The 19,208-nt window shown below is 64.5% G+C and carries 19 protein-coding genes; 13 read left to right on the forward strand and 6 right to left on the reverse strand.

What is annotated here, in order from left to right; genetic code table 11:
* On the reverse strand, positions 1–747 hold a 747-nt coding region (locus IVB32_RS37675; RefSeq protein ID WP_247413051.1), incomplete at its 3' end, for an extracellular solute-binding protein.
* A gap of 186 nt (positions 748–933) precedes the next feature.
* Between IVB32_RS37675 and IVB32_RS37680 the strand changes: the two genes are divergently transcribed.
* The 10 genes from IVB32_RS37680 (at position 934) to IVB32_RS37725 (ending at position 12,040) form a co-directional block, all read left to right on the forward strand.
* Positions 934–1,929 (forward strand): TRAP transporter substrate-binding protein, encoded by a 996-nt coding sequence (locus IVB32_RS37680; protein WP_026233068.1) that lies wholly within the window; start codon positions 934–936, stop codon positions 1,927–1,929.
* A gap of 54 nt (positions 1,930–1,983) precedes the next feature.
* Positions 1,984–4,014 (forward strand): ATP-binding protein, encoded by a 2,031-nt coding sequence (locus IVB32_RS37685; RefSeq protein ID WP_085385497.1) that lies wholly within the window; start codon positions 1,984–1,986, stop codon positions 4,012–4,014.
* On the forward strand, positions 3,984–5,729 hold the full coding sequence (locus tag IVB32_RS37690) for a DUF3369 domain-containing protein (RefSeq protein ID WP_018456007.1): 1,746 nt from the start codon (positions 3,984–3,986) through the stop codon (positions 5,727–5,729). Before IVB32_RS37685 ends, IVB32_RS37690 begins: the two co-directional genes overlap by 31 nt.
* A 10-nt stretch (positions 5,730–5,739) precedes the next feature.
* On the forward strand, positions 5,740–6,474 hold the full coding sequence (locus IVB32_RS37695; RefSeq protein ID WP_247370483.1) for a response regulator: 735 nt from the start codon (positions 5,740–5,742) through the stop codon (positions 6,472–6,474).
* 410 nt (positions 6,475–6,884) lie between these two features.
* Complete coding sequence (locus IVB32_RS37700) at positions 6,885–7,496, forward strand: sigma-70 family RNA polymerase sigma factor (RefSeq protein WP_018456005.1); 612 nt, start codon at positions 6,885–6,887, stop codon at positions 7,494–7,496.
* 310 nt (positions 7,497–7,806) lie between these two features.
* Positions 7,807–8,505 carry a cytochrome c biogenesis CcdA family protein gene (locus IVB32_RS37705; protein WP_018456004.1) on the forward strand — a complete coding sequence of 233 codons (699 nt, stop codon included), beginning with the start codon at positions 7,807–7,809 and terminating at the stop codon, positions 8,503–8,505.
* 31 nt (positions 8,506–8,536) lie between these two features.
* Entirely contained in the window at positions 8,537–9,100 is a 564-nt protein-coding gene (locus tag IVB32_RS37710; RefSeq protein ID WP_247370486.1) for a thioredoxin family protein, read from the forward strand.
* A gap of 84 nt (positions 9,101–9,184) precedes the next feature.
* A complete protein-coding gene (locus IVB32_RS37715; RefSeq protein ID WP_247370489.1) occupies positions 9,185–10,159 on the forward strand; it encodes a hypothetical protein in 975 nt (324 codons plus the stop codon).
* Between the two features lie 196 nt (positions 10,160–10,355).
* The gene (locus IVB32_RS37720) at positions 10,356–10,949 is read left to right on the forward strand and encodes a L,D-transpeptidase (RefSeq protein WP_007597994.1); all 594 of its coding nucleotides are present in this window, start codon (positions 10,356–10,358) and stop codon (positions 10,947–10,949) included.
* Positions 10,950–11,002: 53 nt separating this feature from the next.
* On the forward strand, positions 11,003–12,040 hold the full coding sequence (locus IVB32_RS37725; protein WP_026233067.1) for an amino acid ABC transporter substrate-binding protein: 1,038 nt from the start codon (positions 11,003–11,005) through the stop codon (positions 12,038–12,040).
* A gap of 191 nt (positions 12,041–12,231) precedes the next feature.
* On the opposite strand, the gene IVB32_RS37730 is transcribed toward IVB32_RS37725, so the two are convergent.
* Together IVB32_RS37730 and IVB32_RS37735 are read right to left on the reverse strand one after the other, a co-directional pair.
* On the reverse strand, positions 12,232–13,371 hold the full coding sequence (locus IVB32_RS37730; RefSeq protein WP_247370491.1) for an acyl-CoA dehydrogenase family protein: 1,140 nt from the start codon (positions 13,369–13,371) through the stop codon (positions 12,232–12,234).
* Positions 13,372–13,516: 145 nt separating this feature from the next.
* On the reverse strand, positions 13,517–14,731 hold the full coding sequence (locus IVB32_RS37735; RefSeq protein ID WP_247370494.1) for an acyl-CoA dehydrogenase family protein: 1,215 nt from the start codon (positions 14,729–14,731) through the stop codon (positions 13,517–13,519).
* 136 nt (positions 14,732–14,867) lie between these two features.
* Here IVB32_RS37735 and IVB32_RS37740 point away from each other — a divergent pair, with 136 nt between their 5' ends.
* The gene (locus IVB32_RS37740) at positions 14,868–15,413 is read left to right on the forward strand and encodes a carboxymuconolactone decarboxylase family protein (protein ID WP_018455997.1); all 546 of its coding nucleotides are present in this window, start codon (positions 14,868–14,870) and stop codon (positions 15,411–15,413) included.
* 91 nt (positions 15,414–15,504) lie between these two features.
* Positions 15,505–15,999, forward strand: coding sequence for a VOC family protein (locus tag IVB32_RS37745; protein WP_018455996.1), 495 nt, complete (start codon positions 15,505–15,507; stop codon positions 15,997–15,999).
* Here IVB32_RS37745 and IVB32_RS37750 read toward each other — a convergent pair.
* Positions 15,996–16,508, reverse strand: coding sequence for a DUF2938 domain-containing protein (locus IVB32_RS37750; RefSeq protein WP_018455995.1), 513 nt, complete (start codon positions 16,506–16,508; stop codon positions 15,996–15,998). The genes IVB32_RS37745 and IVB32_RS37750 overlap by 4 nt on opposite strands.
* Complete coding sequence (locus IVB32_RS37755; RefSeq protein WP_026233066.1) at positions 16,501–17,373, reverse strand: class I SAM-dependent methyltransferase; 873 nt, start codon at positions 17,371–17,373, stop codon at positions 16,501–16,503. The genes IVB32_RS37750 and IVB32_RS37755 overlap by 8 nt, the downstream gene beginning before the upstream one ends.
* A gap of 80 nt (positions 17,374–17,453) precedes the next feature.
* Between IVB32_RS37755 and IVB32_RS37760 the strand changes: the two genes are divergently transcribed.
* Positions 17,454–17,891 carry a helix-turn-helix domain-containing protein gene (locus tag IVB32_RS37760; protein ID WP_026233065.1) on the forward strand — a complete coding sequence of 146 codons (438 nt, stop codon included), beginning with the start codon at positions 17,454–17,456 and terminating at the stop codon, positions 17,889–17,891.
* Here IVB32_RS37760 and IVB32_RS37765 read toward each other — a convergent pair.
* Complete coding sequence (locus IVB32_RS37765; protein ID WP_018455992.1) at positions 17,883–19,127, reverse strand: MFS transporter; 1,245 nt, start codon at positions 19,125–19,127, stop codon at positions 17,883–17,885. The genes IVB32_RS37760 and IVB32_RS37765 overlap by 9 nt on opposite strands.
* Positions 19,128–19,208 lie beyond the last annotated feature (81 nt).

The following is a 19,208-nucleotide window of genomic DNA, read 5'->3' on the forward strand; positions in this document are numbered from 1 at the left end:
TTTCTGCCACTCGCTGAGCTCGGAGACGTGACGCACGAGAGACGGATTGTTGATGGTCAGCTCGGCATCCAACGCGGCAAAGCCGTTCGCCCGCGTTGCCAGCGGCAGATTGTGGAAGGCTGAAAAATTCTCGACATGGATCCAGGACGGCCAGGAGGTGGTGAAGCCGCACACCGCGCCGCGATCGCGCAGGCGTTTTGCAGCAGCGCCAAGCTCCGGCCAGGTCTTCGGCGGCGCCTCCGGATCGAGCCCTGCGTCGCGGAACATGGTCTTGTTGTAATAAAGAATCGGCGTCGACGAATTGAAAGGGAAGGACAAGAGATTGCCGGCCGCATCGGTGTAGTAGCCGGAGACCGCGGGAAGGTAGTCATTGAGCGAGAACGGCTCCTTCATGTCCCGCATCAGGCTGAACACGGGATAGATCGCGCCCTTGGCCGCGGTCATGGTGGCGGTGGCGACCTCGTTGACCTGGACGATCGCGGGCTGGCTGCGCGAGCGGAAGGCGAAGATCGCGGCCGTCACCGTCTCGGTGTAACTGCCCTTGTAAGTTGGCACCACGCGATAATCCGGCTGCGAGGCGTTGAAGTCGGAGGCGAGCTTTTCCAGTTGGCGGCCGAGTTCGCCGGACATGGCGTGCCACCACGCGATGTCGGTCGCGGCCCGCACCGGCGCGGCCAATGAGAGGGCCGCAAAAACGGCGACGACCTGCGAAAGGCGCGATGCTGAAGTCACGATGGCTCTTTCCATGCCGCACCGACGAAAGCGGCTGCCCCTGCTTAAGGCGCGGCATTTGCGGTTTCAACCGGGAATGAGCCCCGGCCGCGCCGCACAATCACGTCGAGGCGCCCGGCGGGATGGCCTTCCCACGACCATCTGCTAGATTGCATTGAACCTTTTCCTCCCGCCATAGACTCCACCACTGAGGGGTTGAGTGTGCCAGTGTTGAACCGTGCCGAACGCACGCGGACCGGGGTGGTTTTCGTCGCGCTTTTGATCGCCCTCTGCGCGACGGGAGCTGCTGCGCGTGAGTTCCGCGCCGCCGACACCCAGACCGAGGATTATCCGACCGTGCAGGCGCTGCGCTACATGGGCGCCCTGATCGCCGAGCGCAGCGGCGGTCGGCACGAGGTCAAGGTCTTCCACTCCCGCCAACTCGGCGAGGAGAAGGAGACCATCGAGCAGACCCGGGTCGGTGCGATCGATCTCAACCGGACCAATGTGGCGCTGATCGGCAATTTCGTTCCGGCGATGAACGTGCTGGCGATGCCGTTCCTGTTCCGGTCCATCGAGCACATGCAGAAGGTGCTGGACGGGCCGATCGGCAGCGAGATCCTCGGCAGCTTCGAGCCCTACGGCTTCGTTGGCCTCGCCTTCTACGATTCCGGCGCGCGATCGATCTACAACGGCGCCCGCCCGGTCAGAAACGTCGCGGACCTCAAGGGATTGCGGATCCGGGTGCAGCAGTCGGAGTTGATGAGCCAGATGATCCGCGCGCTCGGCGCGGAGCCGGTCGAGATGCCCTATGGGCAGGTGCTTGCCGGGCTTGCCAACCACCTGATCGACGGCGCCGAGAACAACTGGCCATCCTACGTGACGACGGACCATTACAAACATGCCGGCTATCTCGCCCTCACCGAGCACACCATGAGCCCCGAAGTGCTGGTGATCTCGCTGAAGGCCTGGAAAAGCCTGTCGGCCGACGAGCAAACCATCTTCAGGGAAGCCGCACAGCGCTCCAGCCGCTTCATGCGCGAGAAATGGCGCGACCTGGAGGAGCAGTCACAGCGCAAGGCGGAAGCAGCGGGCGTCACCATCGTCAGGGATATCGACCGCAAGCCGTTCGAAGACGCGATGGTCGCGATCTACGCCAAGGCCGGGCAGGATCCGGCCGCGGCCGCGCTGATCGAACGCATTCGCAAGGTGGAGTGAGGCCTCTTGCCCGGGCTTGGACACAGCGAGCATGCAGACAGGTCGCCCGGCCCGATGGGGCGGCTGCGCGCGCGGCTGGTCGGCGTGCTCCGGGCGGTGCCGATCCGTTGGCGCATCCTGTCGATCGCGGCGCTGAACTCCGCCGTGGTCATCGTGCTGGTCGGGCTGATCTGGAACGGCTCGCAGGTGCTCGGCTCAGCCTGGGACGACGTGCGCCAGGTGCGCGAATCCGACCGGATTCTGGCGCTGCTCGAAAGCGAGACCGGGCGGCTGCACAATCTGATCCACCGCTACATCAACCAGCCGAGCCCCGACCTGTTCGCCGAGATCCTGCTGCTGCGCGAGGCGGTGCTGGGGACGCTGACCAATCGCGCCGCCAAGGACCCGATGCTGTCGGGCTCGGTCGAGGAGCTGGAGCGCACCACCGACCGCTTCCTCAACGGCTTCGGCGAGCTGCGCGGCGTGCAGGCCACCATCGCGAAGACCTACGAGGATCAGGTGCAGGCACCGGCCAGGGACATGGCCGGCCTTTACTCCATCATCGAAGGCGCCACCGGCCATCGCGACGCGCTGATCTGGCCTTCGCTGGGCAAGTCGCGCGAGGCCTTCACCGCGATGCTGGTCGCGGCCAATTCCTACTATCTGTCGCTGTCATCGGGTGCGGCCGACGACGCCCGCCGCAACACCGAGACCATCGAGAAGACCATCCCCGTGATGATCGATCTCGCCGACAACGACCTCCAGCGCATGGCGCTGCGACGACTCGCCGCCCGGACCGCCGCGCTGCGCGAGGGTTTTGCAAAGCTCTCCGAGCAGCTCACGAACCGTACCGAGCTGCTGCGCAACACCATCGACGCCAACCAGGCCGAGGCGATCGGCGCCATCGACGATCTCTCCACCAAGATGCGCCAGCGCGAGCAAAAGGCGCAGGAGACGTTCGACCGCACGCTGGCGGACATTTCCCGTCGCGTTCTTTCCATCGCCGTGATCTTCCTCGGCATCATCCTCACCGCCGGCGTGCTGATCGCGCTGTCGATCCGGCTGCCGCTGCAGCAGATCATGGCGGCGATGCGCGCGATCACGCTCGGCGACCTCGGCCGCGAGGTGCAGGGCACGCGCGCGCGCGACGAGGTCGGGGCCATGGCGCGCGCGGTGGAAGTGTTCCGCGAGAACGCCATCGCGAAGCGCCAGACCGAGGACGAGCTGCGCGCGTCCAAGGAGAAGGCCGAAAGCGCGCTGCTCGAGCTCAACGCCGCGCAGCAGAATCTGATCGATGCCGAGAGGCTCGCAGCCCTCGGCGGCCTCGTCGCCGGCGTCGCGCACGAGGTCAACAACCCGATCGGCATCAGCCTCACCGTTGCGTCGAGCTTTGCCCGGCGCACCGAAATCTTCGAGGCCCAGCTCAAGGGCGACGGCGGCCTGCGCCGCTCGCAGCTGGAAGAATTCGTGCAGTCCTCGCGCGACGCCTCGCAGCAGCTCGTCGCCAATCTCCAGCGCGCCGGCGAGCTGATCCAGTCGTTCAAGCAGGTTGCGGTCGACCGCTCCCATGCCGAGCGGCGGCAGTTCTCCCTGAGCGAAGCCACCGAGCAGATCATCGCGAGCCTGCGGCCGGTGCTGAAGCGGTCGCCGATCACGCTCCATGTCGACATGCCCGAGGGACTGCTGCTCGACGGCTATCCCGGCTCCTACGGCCAGATCCTGACCAACCTGTTCCTCAATGCCGCCAACCACGCCTTTGCCGACGGCCGCGCCGGCACGATCACGATCTCGGCGCGGCCCCGCGGGGCCGACGACGTCGAGATCATCTTCACCGATGACGGGGCCGGCATGACCTCCGACGTGCAGCGCCAGGCCTTTGACCCATTCTTTACCACCAGGCGCAATGAAGGTGGCACGGGACTCGGCCTCCATATCGTCTATAACCTCGTCACCCAGCAGCTCGGCGGTCGCATGATGCTGGAATCCAAGCTGGGACAAGGCACTACTTTTCGCATTATCATGCCCCGGGTCGCCAAGGGCGGCGGGCAAAGCACAGAGACTGACGGGACTTCTCAATGGCCGAACAGGACGATGTCCTCCACCTGATCGACGACACCGGTACCGCATCGGAGGATGTTGACGCCCGGAAATGGAAGATCGCCGTCATCGACGACGATCCGGCCGTGCATGACGGTACGCGTTTTGCGCTCTCGGACTATTCCCTCAACGGCCAGGGCCTGGAGATCCTCTCCGCCCATTCCGCGGCCGAAGGTCGCAAGCTGATGGCCGCGCACAACGACATCGCCGCCGTGCTGCTCGACGTCATCATGGAGACGGACGTCGCCGGCCTCGAGCTGGTCGAGTATATCCGCAACGAGCTCAAGAACGAGACCGTGCGCATCATCCTGCGCACCGGACAGCCCGGTCAAGCGCCCGAACGGCGCGTGATCGTGCAGTACGACATCAACGACTACAAGGCCAAGACCGAGCTCACCGCCGACAAGCTGTTCACCTCGCTGACCGCGGCACTGCGCTCCTACCAGCAGCTCGAGCGCATGCTGCAGACAAGGCGCGGGCTCGAGATCATCATCGACGCGGCTTCGACGCTGTACGATTTCAAGTCGATGCAACGGCTCGCCGAGGGCGTGCTGACCCAGCTTGCCTCGCTGCTCAACGTCGATTGCGCCGGTATCCTGGTTTTGCGCGACAATGGCGGCATCGACCCCGAGCTCTCGGTGCTCGCCGGCAGCGGCTGCTACAGCCGCTTCATCGGCACCACCTCGTCGAAGGCGCTCGACCCCGATCTGCGCGCGATGGTGGAAGCCGCGTTCCAGGGCCGCAAGAACGAATTCGCCGACCACCGCAGCGTGATCTATTTGCGCACCGGAAGCGGCCGCGAGGTCGTGGTGCTGCTTCAGGCCGAGCGCGAGCTGTCCGAGACCGACCGCTCGCTGGTCGAGATCTTCTCCAGCCGGCTCTCGATCGCCTTCGACAACGTCATCCTCTACCAGCAGCTCCAGGCCGCCAACACCCAGCTGGAAGACCGCGTCGCCCAGCGCACCCGCGCGCTGATGCAGGCCAACCGCCGCCTCTCGGCGCAATGGCTGCGGCTGCAACGCGCCAACGGCTTCAAGAACGAGATCCTCGGCACCGTTGCCCACGATCTGAAGAATCCGCTCGGCGTCATCCTCGGCCGCACCGAGATGCTGAAGGAGTTGATCTCGACCGGCGCGTCGTCAGGCGGCGTCGTGGCCCAGGTCGATCACATCCGCGATGCGACCAAGCGCCTGACCACGATGGTCGATCATCTGATCTCGGATGCGATGGCCGATGCCTTCGACATCACCATCCGCCGCGAGCCCGTCGACGTCGCGGCCCTGGTCAAGGAGGTCGCCGAGGCCAACCAGCCGCTCGCCGTCAACAAGCAGCAGGCGATCAGCGTCACCGCGCCCGTCAACGTCGTCACCATGTGCGACACCGACCGCATCCGCGAGGCGATCGACAATCTGATCAGCAACGCCATCAAATACTCACCGATCGGCGGCAAGATCGGCGTCGTCGTCAGCCATGAGGGCGGCGACACCATCGTCCGCGTCAGCGACGAGGGCGCCGGCCTGTCGCCGGAAGATCTCGGCCGCCTGTTCGGCCGGTTCCAGCGGCTGTCGGCAAAACCGACCGCCGGCGAGAGCTCGACCGGGCTTGGGTTGTCCATCGTCAAGCGTATTATCGACATGCACGGCGGCGAGGTGACCGCCGAGAGCGAGGGCCCCGGCAAGGGCTCGACCTTCACCATCACCCTCCCCGCGACCGAAATTTCGTGATCTCAGGACCATGACCCAAAGCCAGCACATCATGATCGTCGACGACGAGGCCCCAGCCCGGGAGATGGTCGGCGATTACCTCAAGATGCACGGCTTCACCGTGACGCTGTGCGACGGCGGCAAGTCGTTGCGCACGGCGATCGACGGCAGCATGCCCGATCTCGTCGTGCTCGACCTCAACATGCCGGAGGAAGACGGGCTCTCGATCATCCGCGACCTCAAGAGCCGCATGAACGTGCCGGTGATCATGCTGACGGCGACGGCAAGCCCGATCGACCGCGTCGTCGGCCTCGAGCTCGGCGCCGACGATTACGTGGCCAAGCCGTGCGAGCTGCGTGAGCTGATGGCACGCATCCGCTCGGTGCTGCGCCGGAGCGCGCCGGCGAAAGCCGTGGCGGACACGGCGGCTGCGAAATCGGACAAGGAGCAATTGGTACGGTTCGGGACGAAGTGGCTCGATCTCGAAGCGCAGGCCTTGCGCGACGACGAGGGCAACGAGCATCCGCTGACCGCATCCGAGTTCGGGCTCTTGAAAGTGTTCGCGGCCAATCCGAAGCGCGTGCTGTCGCGCGAGCGCCTGCTGGAATTGGCCAATGCCCGCGACGCCGAAGCCTTCGACCGCGCCGTCGACCTGCGCATCATGCGCATCCGCCGCAAGATCGAGCCCGATCCGGCAAAACCCGCCGTGATCCGCACCATCCGCGGCGGCGGCTATCTGTTCTCGCCGGCGGGCGAGAAGGCGTAGCGCCTCCCATCGTCGTCCTGGCGAAGGCCAGGACCCATTACCCCAGGCAGAGATTGTGGCGCGAGGCTGGCAACCACGCGTTTCCGCAAAACGTCTCCCTGGGGTCATGGGTCATGGATCGGCGCTCGCTTTGCTCGCTTGTCCAGGACGACACGGGAGTGCGAACGCAAAGGCCCGAAATACGTTCCCGGCGCATCCGCTCGCTGCCTAATCCCCCCCCGTATTTTCCGTACATTGAAATTACACGCTTTTTTGCCCCGAATGTTTCGTCGCGGCTAATTCGACGAAACAATTTGTCGGCGCACGAAACCATTTTCCGCTTTTCGTGCAGACGTCCCGAAACGTTGGCTCATTAACACTTTGGTCCAAGGAAACGCCGCTCGGTTGCGGCGCTACGGGGAGCCAAGTCAATGCCGAACGTCATCGCCATCAACGCCCAAGCCAGCCAGAGCATCATTGCCGCTCAGGCGACCTCGGACGACATGCTTCTCGAAAGCATTGCCGACGGCAACCGGACGTCCATGCACATCCTTTATTGCCGGCACAATGTGCGCGTCTACCGCTTCATCCTGCGGATCGTGCGCGACGCGACCACGGCGGAAGACCTGGTCAGCCAGGTGTTTCTGGACGTGTGGCGGACCGCCGGCCAATTCCAGGGCCGCTCGCAGGTTTCGACCTGGCTGCTCTCGATCGCTCGCTTCAAGGCGCTGACTGCGATGCGCCAGCGCCGCTTCGAGGATATCGACCAGGAAGACGTGCGCCAGATCGCCGATGGTTGCGACACGCCGGAGACCTCGCTCGACCGCAGCGACACCAGCGCCATCCTGCGCGCCTGCGTCCAGAAGCTGTCGCCCGCGCATCGCGAGATCATCACGCTGGTCTACTACCACGAGAAGTCGGTGGAGGAGGTCGGCCAGATCATCGGCATCCCGCAGAGCACGGTGAAGACCCGGATGTTCTACGCCCGCAAGCAACTGGCCGAATTGCTTAAGGGCTGTGGCGTCGAGCGCTTCGCCGCCTGAAATTCAGATATTTCAATGGGATAGGCCATTGGCTTTGGCCCTATCTCGGACACGGAAGTGTTACCGGCGACGAAACAATTGAAACAAAGCACAACATCAGGCGGAAAAACTTCCCTCCTATAAAGCTCACATACGGTTTCGTTAAACCTCCCAAGACCTCCAACGACCCGGACGGGATGCCCCCCTCCGGGTCGTTTTGTGCTTGGGGCACCGCTGCGGCAGCAGCACTCCCGTCACGAAGGCGTGACGCGGCGTAACGACTGCCTCTCTCATCCCGAACTGCCCTCGTGACCCTCTCCACGAGTGCCCCATGCTCGAACTTCTCTTCGCTGCCCTCGCCGGCATCCTCACCATCGCCGCGCCGTGCACGCTGCCGATGCTGCCGATCCTGCTCGGCGCCTCAATCGGCCGCAGCTCGCATCTGCGTCCGGCGATGATCGCGCTCGGCTTCGTCATCTCGTTCTCCGCGACCGCGCTGCTGCTCGGCGCCATCACGCGGCTGTTTAATTTCGATCCGAACGTGCTGCGCGAAGCGGCCTCGATCCTGCTGCTCGGCTTCGGCCTGTTGATGCTGTGGCCGGCGCCGTTCGAATGGCTGTCGATCCGGCTCAACGGCTGGCTCGATCTCGGCAACTCCAGCGCCACGCAGCGCGAGGGCGCACTCGGCGGGCTCGTGCTCGGCACCACGCTCGGCCTGGTCTGGACGCCCTGTGCCGGCCCGGTGCTCGGCTCGATCCTGACGCTGGTCGCAACGACTGAGAAGGCGACCTGGGCCGGCACGCTGCTGATCGCCTACGCCATCGGCGCGGCGATTCCCATGCTGGCGATCGCCTATGGCGGGCAGGCCGCGACCACGCGCGTGCGCAGTCTCGCGCGCATTTCGCCACGGCTGCAGCAGGGCTTTGGCGTCGTCGTGATCGGCTTCGCGCTTGCCGCCTACTTCCAATACGACACGCTGATCGTGGCGTGGCTCACCGGCTTCTATCCCACCGGCCAGATCGGCCTGTGATCATCCCTCAGCTTCACCGGAGGATCTTTCCATGACTTTCAAGCTGCTCGCCGTCTCCGCCGCACTGGTCGGCATCGCCGTAACCGGCGCCGTCATCCCCGGCATCTGCGACGAGGCCGCGCGCGCTGTCCCTGTCGTCACCGCCGCCGCCAGCCAGGACACCGCGCCCGACTTCGCCGGCATCAACAACTGGTTCAACTCGAAGCCGCTTAATATCGCCGATCTCCGCGGCAAGGTCGTGCTGGTGGACTTCTGGACCTATGGCTGCGTCAACTGCGTCAACACATTGCCGCACGTCACCGATCTCTATGCCAAGTACAAGGACAAGGGCCTCGTCGTGGTCGGCGTGCACACGCCGGAATTCCCGTTCGAGCGCTCGGCGTCCAATGTGCAGGCCGCCCTGAAGCGCCACGGCATCACCTATCCGGTGGCGCAGGACAATGATTCCAGGACCTGGAACGCTTACCGCAACCGATATTGGCCGGCGCAGTACATCATCGACCAGGACGGCAAGATCGTGTTCCAGCACGAGGGCGAAGGCCGCTATGACGAGATCGATCGCACCGTGGCAAAGCTGCTGAACGCCAATAGCTGACGCCCGGCACGGGTCGCGCCCTTGTTGCTTGACTCCACGGACCCGTCCGTGGAGTTTCGCGGGCCACGTAATCAGCCGCCCGCGATGGACGACGCCACTAACAGCACCGACATTCGCCTTCGTGAAGGCGCCTCGATTGCGCAGCGGCTGGTCATGTCCGGCTTTGCGGCCGCCGTTGCGCTGTGCTTCACGCCGGGCCTGTTCACCCATGACATCCTGGAAGTGACCATCTCCGTGGTCGCCCTGCTGGTGGGAGCCGCGTTCGTCGGAATCATCATGCTGGCGCCGGCGGTGGTGTGGATCATCACGCCGGACGAGATCTTGATCGGCGAGCAGCGCCCGTTCGGAAGACTGCGGACGCGGATCGTCGCCAAGGACGACATCAAGGGATTGCAGGTTCCCGGCAGCAAGAGGGCGAAAGCCCGCTTTCAGCTGGCCTTCACGCTGGCCTCCGGAGAACGCCTGACCTCGCCGCCGATCGCCGATGTCACCCATGTGCACGACACGGTGGCGCGGATCGCCGCGCAATTCGACGTCCCCGACGTCGAATCTCCGGTCAATCCGCTCGATGCCAGCAATCCCGAGATGCGTCTCGGCGACCCCCTCGAGCCGTTCTCGAAGAGAGACATCAGGATCGTCGCACTGATCGTCGTCGCATTGTGCGCCGTTCCCTACGCCTACAGGCTCTGGCGTGGCCTGTCGCCCGGGTCGGTCGACATCGTGCTGCTGCCCGTCGGCGCGCTCGCCGCTTTTGGCGTTTCCCGTTATGCCAACCTTGTGACCGGCCCGTTCTGGATCATCCGCCAGGGCGATATCCGGATCGAACGCCTGTGGGGCGACGGCACGTTGCGCGCCGACCACATCGAAGGGCGCGACGTCAAGACGATCACGGTCGAGCGCCGCGGCCGCTCCGAGGACGAGCACTGCATCGTCGTGATCCGATTGCAGTCAGGACAACGGTTTCGCAGCCCTCGCATCGGTTCGAGGCCTGAGGCCCGGGCCGTGGGGACGGAGATCGTCCGGCGGCTCGGGATCGCGGCTGAGAATAACCAGATCTGACAGGCCGCGCGCGGTGAGGATGCTGCGACCACTGCTTTTCGCGCCATCCCCCGTTTGTGGCATTGCGCGCGGTCCGTCAAAAAACCAAAGCATTCTCGTGACATATGGTCTAAGGGTGCCTTGAACTTGCCATGAAGATGGCCCTGAGATTTGATGGTTCCAGATGATTTGGCCTTGGCCGCGGGGAGAGCTTGAAATGACGGATTTTCGTCGCCTGACCGGGATGTTTGTGGCTGCGATCGGCCTGATCCTGTCCGCGCCCCACGCCTACGCCCAGCAGCCCGACCGCGGCGACGAGCCGGGCCTGGTCGCCGACGATGCCTATGAACTCGATCCGGAATGGCAGAAGCAGGTCGTCTACTTCCGCACCACCGAAGCGCCCGGCACCCTCATCATCTCGACCGCCGAACGGCATCTCTATCTGGTGCAGCCTGGCGGTCGTGCGATCCGCTACGGCATCGGCGTCGGCCGCGACGGTTTTCAGTGGCAGGGTCTGGTGAACATCACCAACAAGAAGGAGTGGCCGGACTGGACGCCGCCGCCGGAGATGATCCAGCGCCAACCTTATCTGCCGCGCTTCATGGCCGGCGGCCCCGGTAATCCGCTCGGTGCGCGCGCCATGTATCTGGGCACCACGGTCTACCGCATCCACGGCACCAACCGGCCCGACACGATCGGCACCAAGGTCTCCTCCGGCTGCTTCCGACTCGTCAACCGCGACGTCGCCGATCTCTACGATCGCGTCCCTGTCGGCACCAAGGTCGTCATCCGGCAGAAGCCCGAACTCTGATCTCCTCGCATTAGCGAATATTCCTTTTCCCGATTTTTCGAGAGAGCAACATGATGCGCACTTTTCGTGGCGGCCTGCTGATCGGGCTCGCAGTCGCCGTGCTGGTCGCCGTCCTGGCCATCATCTACGAATTCTACGACACCCGCACGTTGAAGCGCACCGTCCGCCGCGGCGAAGTGCTGTGCGGCGTCAACAAGGGCCTGCCGGGCTTCTCGATCCCCGACGACAAGGGCAACTGGACCGGCTTCGACGTCGATTTCTGCCGCGCGGTGGCTTCCGCGATCTTCAACGACCCGAGCAAGGCGAAATTCGTCGCGCTCGATGCCAACGAGCGCTTCAAGGAATTGCAGAGCCGGAAAGTGGACATCCTCTCGCGCAACTCGACCTGGAGCATGGCGCGCGAGCTCGACTACGATCTCTATTTCCCCGCGGTCGCCTATTACGACGGCGCAGGCTTCATGCTGCCGCGCGCGCGCAACAAGGAGACCGCGCTGGACCTGACCGGGAGCAAGGTCTGCGTCCAGACCGGGACCACCACGGCGCTCAATGTCGCGGATTACTTCCGTGCCAACAACATGAAGTATGAAGAGGTGAAGTTCGACAAGCTGGACGACGTGGTGAAAGCCTACGACACCGGCAAATGCGACACGCTCTCCGCCGATGTCTCCCAGCTCTACGCGCTGCGGCTGAACCTGTCGAAGCCCGGCGACAGCATGATCCTGCCGGACATGATCTCCAAGGAGCCGCTCGCCCCCGTCGTGCGCCAGCGCGACGACGACTGGATGATGATCGTGAAGTGGACGCTGTACGCGATGATCAACGCCGAGGAGCTCGGCGTCTCCTCGGAGAACATCGACGAGGCCCTGAAGTCGAAGAAGCCGGAAGTGATGCGGCTGGTCGGCACCGAGGGCAATTACGGCGAGCAGCTCGGCCTGACCAAGGATTGGGTGGTCCGCATCATCCGCCACGTCGGCAATTACGGCGAGATGTACGAGCGCAACATCGGCGAGAAGTCGAAGCTGAAGATCCCGCGTGGCATGAACCAGCTGTGGAATGCGGGCGGCGTGCAGTACGCGCCGCCGGTGCGGTAAGAGGTCTTTGTCGTCCCGGCCTAGTGCGCAATTGCGCACGGGGGGCCGGGACCCATAACCACCATCGGAAATTGTAGCGGCAGCTAGCAACTCCGAGTCTTCTCAAACTGCTCCCTGGGGTTATGGGTCCCGGCCTTCGCCGGGACCACACCTCTATTCGAGGCGCAGCTGTGCCCATTGGTACCCTCGCCTCAATACCCCCGCGCCCTTGCCAGCTGCTCGGTGTGGTAATTGGCGTCGCCGAACAATTCCTCGCACACACGCGCGCGCTTCATGAAGAAGCCGATGTCGAACTGGTCGGTCATGCCCATGCCGCCATGCATCTGCACGCCTTCCTGCACCGCGCGCGTGGCGGTGGTGCCGGCGCGAGCTTTCGCCACTGCGACGGCTGACGCCGCCTTGGCGACGTCCGTATCGAGCGCTTGCAGCGCCTTCATCACGGCGGCGCGGGTGATCTCGATATCGACATAGAGTTCGGCGGCGCGGTGCTGCAGCGCCTGGAATTCGCCGATCAGCTTGCCGAACTGCTTGCGGCTCTTCAGGTACTCGACGGTGCGGTTGAACACCTCTTCGCTCAGACCCACCATTTCGGAGGCCACTGCGCCCCGTCCGATATCGAGCACGCCCTCGAGCAGCCCGCCTCCCTGGTCGACTTCGCCGAGCACGCTGTCGGCGTTGACCTCGACATTGGCAAGCTCGATCCGCGCCGCATTGTGCGCGTCGACCATGATGGTGCGCTCGATCGCAACGCCCTTGGCCTTGGGGTTGACCAGGAACAGCGTCAGCCCGTCGCGCTCGCCGGCTGAGCCGGCCGTACGCGCAGCGACGATGAGGAGATCGGCAACGTGACCGTCGACCACCAGCGCCTTGGCGCCGGAGAGTTTGAAGCCGTTGCCGGCGCGCACGGCCTGGAGGCTGGTCTGAAGCGGGCGGTGTTTTGCGCCCTCGTCGATCGCGAGCGTCGCGAGCAGGGAGCCGTTGGAAATCTTCGGCAGATACTCCGACTTCTGCGCGGCATTGCCGCCACGGTTCAGTGCCGAGGCCGCGACCACGCTGGTTGCGAGGAAGGGCGAGGGCATCAGCGTGCGGCCGATCTCCTCCATCACCACCCCGGCCTCGACACAGCCGAGGCCGCTGCCGCCGAACTCTTCCGGCACCAGCAAGCCGGCAAAACCCATCTCGGCCAAGGAATGCCAAAACTCCCTGGAGAAGCCGATGGGGTCTTTGCTATCGCGCAGATGCCGCAAATGCGACACCGGCGCCTTGTCGCTGATCAGCCCGCGCGCGCTGTCGCGGAGCATCGATTGTTCTTCGGTGAGGACGAGGGCCATGTACGTGTTTCCAACAAAGTGCGGTTCGGCTGAATTCGTGGTGACCCTCATGGTGAGGAGGCGCGGAGCGCCGTCTCGAACCATGCAGGCCCGACTCATCCTTCGAGACGCGGCCTGACGGCCGCTCCTCAGGATGAGGCTTATCCTAGGCCCCCGGTAGATCGAGGATGCGCTTGGCGACGATGCCGAGCATGACCTCCGTGGTGCCGCCCTCGATCGAGTTGGCCTTGGTACGCAGCCAAGCGCGCGGACGCGCTCCTTGCTTCGAACGTTCGCTCTCCCATTCCAATGCATCGACGCCGCCGGCCGACATCAGGATCTCGTAACGGCGCTTGTTGAGCTCGGTCCCGTAATATTTCATCGCCGACGAGAACGCCGGATGGGCCTGACCGGCCTTGGCGAGATCGACCGCGCGCTCGGCGCAGGCGGCAAGGGCCGCTTCGTCGACGTCGAAGCTGGCGATGCGGCCACGCAGCATGGAATCGTCGAGCCGTCCCTGCGCATCGGTGCCGACGGAATCGGCCGCAATCTGGCCCAGCGGACGGCCGACGCCGCGCTCGCCCATGCCTGATATCATCGCGCGCTCATGCTGGAGCAGATATTTTGCGACGTCCCAGCCGCGATTGACGGTGCCGACCACATGCGATTTCGGCACGCGGACATTGTCGAAGAAAGTCTCGCAGAACGGCGAGTAGCCGGAGATCAGGAGGATCGGCTTGGTCGTCACGCCCTTCGAGGTCATGTCGAACAGGATGAAGCTGATGCCGTCATGCTTCTTCGCGGCGGCATCGGTGCGAACGAGGCAGAAGATCCAGTCGGCGTAGTTGGCATAGGAGGTCCAGATCTTCGACCCCGTAATGATGAAATCATCGCCGTCGCTCTCGGCGCGGGTCTGCAGCGAGGCGAGATCGGAGCCGGCGTTCGGCTCGGAATAGCCCTGACACCAGCGGATCAGGCCCGCGGCGATCTTTGGCAGATGCTCCTTCTTCTGGGCATCGTTGCCGTATTTCAGCAGCGCCGGCCCGAGCATCCAGATCCCGAAGCTCGACAGCGGGGGCCGCGCGCCGATCCTGGCCATCTCCGCGCGCAGCACCTTGTGCTCGGCGGCGCTTAGGCCCCCACCGCCATATTCCTTCGGCCAGTCCGGTACGGTCCAGCCCTTGTCGCGCATGCGTTCGAACCAGATGCGTTGCGGCTCGGACGAAAATTTTGCGTTACGTCCACCCCAGAACACGTCGGCGTCGGACGTCGCGGGCTTGCGCATTTCCGGCGGGCAATTGGCTTCCAACCAGGCGCGCGTTTCGCTGCGGAATGTTTCGAGATCGGCGGTCTCAGTCTCGCTGGCCCTGGAGTCAGTCATAGGTCGTTTCCATCAATCTATGTCGGTTTGTTGGGCGCGACTCTGGGCCAAGCTCCCGCGGAATTCAACCACTTCCGTGTCACGCATCCGCTATAGTCGCCGCCACGGCGAGCTTGAAAACAAAGAGGAAACAACAATGCGCCTGAAGCTTCTTTCGCCTGGCGAAATGAACGAGAGCCAGCGGCAGACCTATGACGAGTCGATTGCCGGCAAGCGCGGCAGGCCGCCGGCACCGATGATGGCCTGGCTCAACAGCCCCGACATGGCCCGTCACGCCACGCGGCTCGGCGAGGTCCTGCGTTACGATACGATATTTCCCGCGAAACTTTCGGAGATCGCGATCCTGGTGACGGCGCGGCACTGGACCGCCCATTACGAATGGTACGCGCACAAGCGGCTGGCGCTTGCGGGCGGCATGGACCCTGACATCATCGACGCGATCCGCGACCGCCGCACGCCCGTCTTCGACGATCCCAGGGCTAAGATGATCTACGACGTCGCAAAATCGCTGCATGAGGGCCACGGCGTCGAGAAGGGCCTCTATGACGAGGCGGTGAAGCTGCTCGGCGAGCGCGGCGTGGTCGAGGTGATTGGTCTCTGCGGCTATTACACGCTGGTGTCGATGACGCTGAACACGTTTGAGTTCGAGCTGCCGGAGGGCGAGGTGCGGGAGCTGTCGTAAGTTGCCTATCCGGAAACGCTGGGTTTCGGGATCGGCCGGTAGCACTGTCCCGAGGCCGGACTTATGTGGAGTTCATCAACGGAGCAGCCGCATGTCGCAAAACCAAGCCGTCGCCGCCGGCACCAGGATCGGCCACGTCCATCTCAAAGTCGCCGATCTCGATCGCGCGCTGGGCTTCTATTGCGGCGTGCTCGGTTTCGAGCTGATGCAGCGCATGGGCTCGGGCGCGGCCTTCATCTCGGCCGGCGGCTATCACCACCACATCGGGCTCAACACCTGGGAGAGCAAGGGCGGCTCGCCGCCGCCGCCTGATGCGACCGGGCTCTATCACACCGCGATCCTCTATCCGACGCGGCCGGCGCTGGCGGATGCGTTGCACCGCGTGCTCTCGGCCGGCATTGCGCTCGACGGCGCCAGCGACCACGGCGTCAGCGAGGCGCTGTATTTGCGCGATCCGGACCAGAACGGTGTGGAGCTGTATTGGGACAAGCCGCGGGAGCAATGGCCATTCGGGCCGGACGGCAAGCTTTCGATGTTCACGAAGCGGCTGGATGTGGAGGAGCTGCTGAAGCAGCGGGAGGCCTAGTCCGCACCTCGCCACTGCACGAGCCTCAGGACCCATCCGGCCACATAGAGCCCGACGCCGAACACGGCATGCGTGAGTAGCGTGTTGAGACGCGCCACGTTGGGACGTGGCGCGTGATGGGCTGCAATGCCGAGGCCCATGCCCGGCTGCATGATCAGGAAAGGTGCCGCCACGCTGCCGATTCCGACGATCAATGCGGGGCCGACACGCGGGGAATGCAGCCAATCGAGCCCCCAGATCGCCAGCAAGACGGCCGCGAACGCAATGCCGATCAGGTAGTGCGCGGCCCACCCAATCAGGCGCTCGCGTGGAGCCGGATCGGGTGCCGCGATCTTAAGATGCCGATACTGTCCGCGCGCGAGCAGGATGAGCCAGCGACCTAGGAGTCCATAGTCTAGCGATGGGATTCCAAGAACATGCGCGCGGAGAACTGCCCAACCATCGATCACGGCCGTTGCACCGGATCCGATCAAGGCGGCGCCGACCAGAAATTCAATCATTTCACCCATTCGAGACCTCGCCTGCCGCGTCGGTTGAAGCCCGCGCCTGGATCATCCAGCATGCGGCGGTAAAACGGATCGCATCTGCCTCCACGTAGGGGGCGAAGGCGGGCCGCACCGCATCCACGACCCTTTCGCGCAATCCCCTGTCGGCGTCCTGCAGGATCGTTCCGACGGGTCCCAGCCAACCGACATAGCGAGCGAGTTCGCTGGCAGGAAAGCGGCATGGAATATCCACCGGCCGGATGTCGATCTCGGTCCAGCCGCTCTCCAGCAGGATGGTCCTGACCCGATCTTTGTCAGCGAAGGCGAACTGCCCCGGACCGCCGGATGGACGGGCAGGCATATTCGGCAGAAGGGGCGCGGCGGCTCGTTCGGCCGCCGTCATGAACGGATTCTCCGCTGCGCCCCGCCATGCAACGACGGCGAGCCCGGCGCCTTCGGCGGCAGCGCGCCTCAGATTTGCGAAGGCCGCAACGAGGTCTTCGAAGAACATCACGCCGAGACGTGAAATGATCGTATCGAAGCTCGCCGGGTCGAATTTATGGTGCTGCGCATCGGCGCAGATAAAGCTGGCCGAGGTGCCTTCGCGCTCGGCGCGGGCCAGCGCCGCCCCGATCATCGGCGCGGAGATGTCGATGCCGACCACACGGCCGCCTTGCCCGAGCTTTCGAGCGACCGCAACGGTCAGACCACCAGTGCCGCAGCCGACGTCCAGAACGCGACGATTGGAGCCGGCAGGAACGGCCTCGCACAGCGGCCTCTCGAATTGCTTGAACATCTCATCCAGGATGTCCTGGGTCTCGACCCAGGCGCGTCCGGCGGGACCATTCCAAAGCCTCATCTGCTCAATCGCCTTCTGCATAGCGTCCATGATGGTTTCCCCTTTCGTCTTGCCTTGGCGGCGTTGGACGCGGCATACTGCCAGTTCAAGTGAACTTGAGGTCAAGAGGCGTGATGACGATCGATATCGCCGAAGTCGCACGGCGCTCCGGTGTTCCGGCGTCGACGCTGCGATTCTATGAGGAAAAGCGGTTGATTGCCCCGATCGGCAGGCGCGGCCTGCGCCGGCTGTTCGATCTGGAGATCCTGGATCGCCTGGCGCTGATCGCGCTGGGGCGCGCGGCGGGCTTCTCGCTCGATGAAGTTGCCCGGATGTTCGCACCCGACGGAAGGCCGCGTATCGACCGGCGGAAGCTTGCCGCCAAGGCCGACGAGTTGGACCGAACGATCCGCAAGCTTATCGCGATGCGCGACGGCCTGCGCCATGCCGCGGCCTGTCCGGCGCCAAGTCACATGGAATGCCTGCATTTTCGCCGCCTCATGCGGGTCGCGGCATTGGGAAAGGCGAGGTCGCCCAAGCGGGCACCGCGCGCGCCGCGATCAGACTGAAGCGGTCGATCGCCTTGTGTGCCCCCGCACCATGATCAACGCCGCGGCCACCAGCTCCAGCGCAATACACAGATAGAACGGCAGCTCATAGCCACCGGAGAAATCGCGCAGAAAACCGACCACGCCGGGGCCGAACGCATAGGTCACCTGGTTGATCGCAGTGTTGAGGCTGATCAGCACGCCGAACGAGGCGGAATCGAATTCCTGCTGCACGATCAGCGACGGCAGCGTGATGAGATTGCCGACCGAGAAGCCGAATAACGCGCAGGCGGCGATCAGCACGTAATCATTGTGCAAATTGATGACGACGAGAAGCGCCACGGCCTGGCTCAGAAACGACAGCGCCGAGGCGAGCCGCTGGTTGAGTCGGTCGATCACCAGCGAGAACAGCACCCGGCCGATCACCGCCATCGCGGTCAGCACCGCAACCGCGACGGCCGCGCGCTCGCGCCCGATCACGGGATCGAGGAACGAGATCAGGTGGACGATGAAGCCGACCTGCGCGAACAGCACCAAAGCAAAGGCAATGGTCACGGTGAGGAAGCCGACATCGCGCAACGCCTGGCTACGAATCTGCGCCGACGATTGCGGCTTCGTTTTCGTCGCGGCGCGCCGGCCATGGAGATCGGGCGGGCGGCCGACGACAATCAGGATCACCGGCACGAGCAGTACCAGCATGGCGCCGGCGACGATAAACATAGCGCTGGCGAAGCCGACATGGCCGATCAAGCTCACCAGCAGCGGCACGCCGACGATGCCGCCGAAGCTTGCGCCGTTCAGCGCGAGGCTGATCGCCATGCCGCGCTTCTGGTCGAACCACAGGCTGATCGTGTTGGTGATCATGGCCAGGCTCGTGCCGGCCCAGCCGAAGGCGAGCACGGCGTTCGCGAGATAAAGCTGCCACGGTTCGCGCACCGCGCCGATCGCGACCGCCGCGGCCGACATCGCCAGCGTCCCTGCGATCAGGCCGAGGCGCGGGCCGTACTTGTTGACGGCTTCGCCGACGAAGACGACGAGCAGCGCGCCGAACAGATAGAAGAACGTCGTGGCCGACGAGATCAGCGAGGCCGACCAGCCGTGCGCACGCTGGAGCTCGGCGACATAGACGCTCTGGCCGTAGAAGCCGAGCCCCCAGCCGAAGGTCGCGAGCAGGAAGCAGACCGCAACGATGCGCCAGCCTTCGTAGCGGAGAGAGGATTCGTCGACGGATCCGTCGTGTCGAGGGTTATCGAGCATGCCGCTTACTCCGTCATGCCCGGACTTGTTCCGGGCATCCACGTTCTTCGATCCGCGCGCTCAAGACGTGGATGGGGGGGG

The sequence above is a fragment of the Bradyrhizobium sp. 23 genome (assembly GCF_023073295.1).
GTDB lineage: Bacteria > Pseudomonadota > Alphaproteobacteria > Rhizobiales > Xanthobacteraceae > Bradyrhizobium > Bradyrhizobium canariense_D.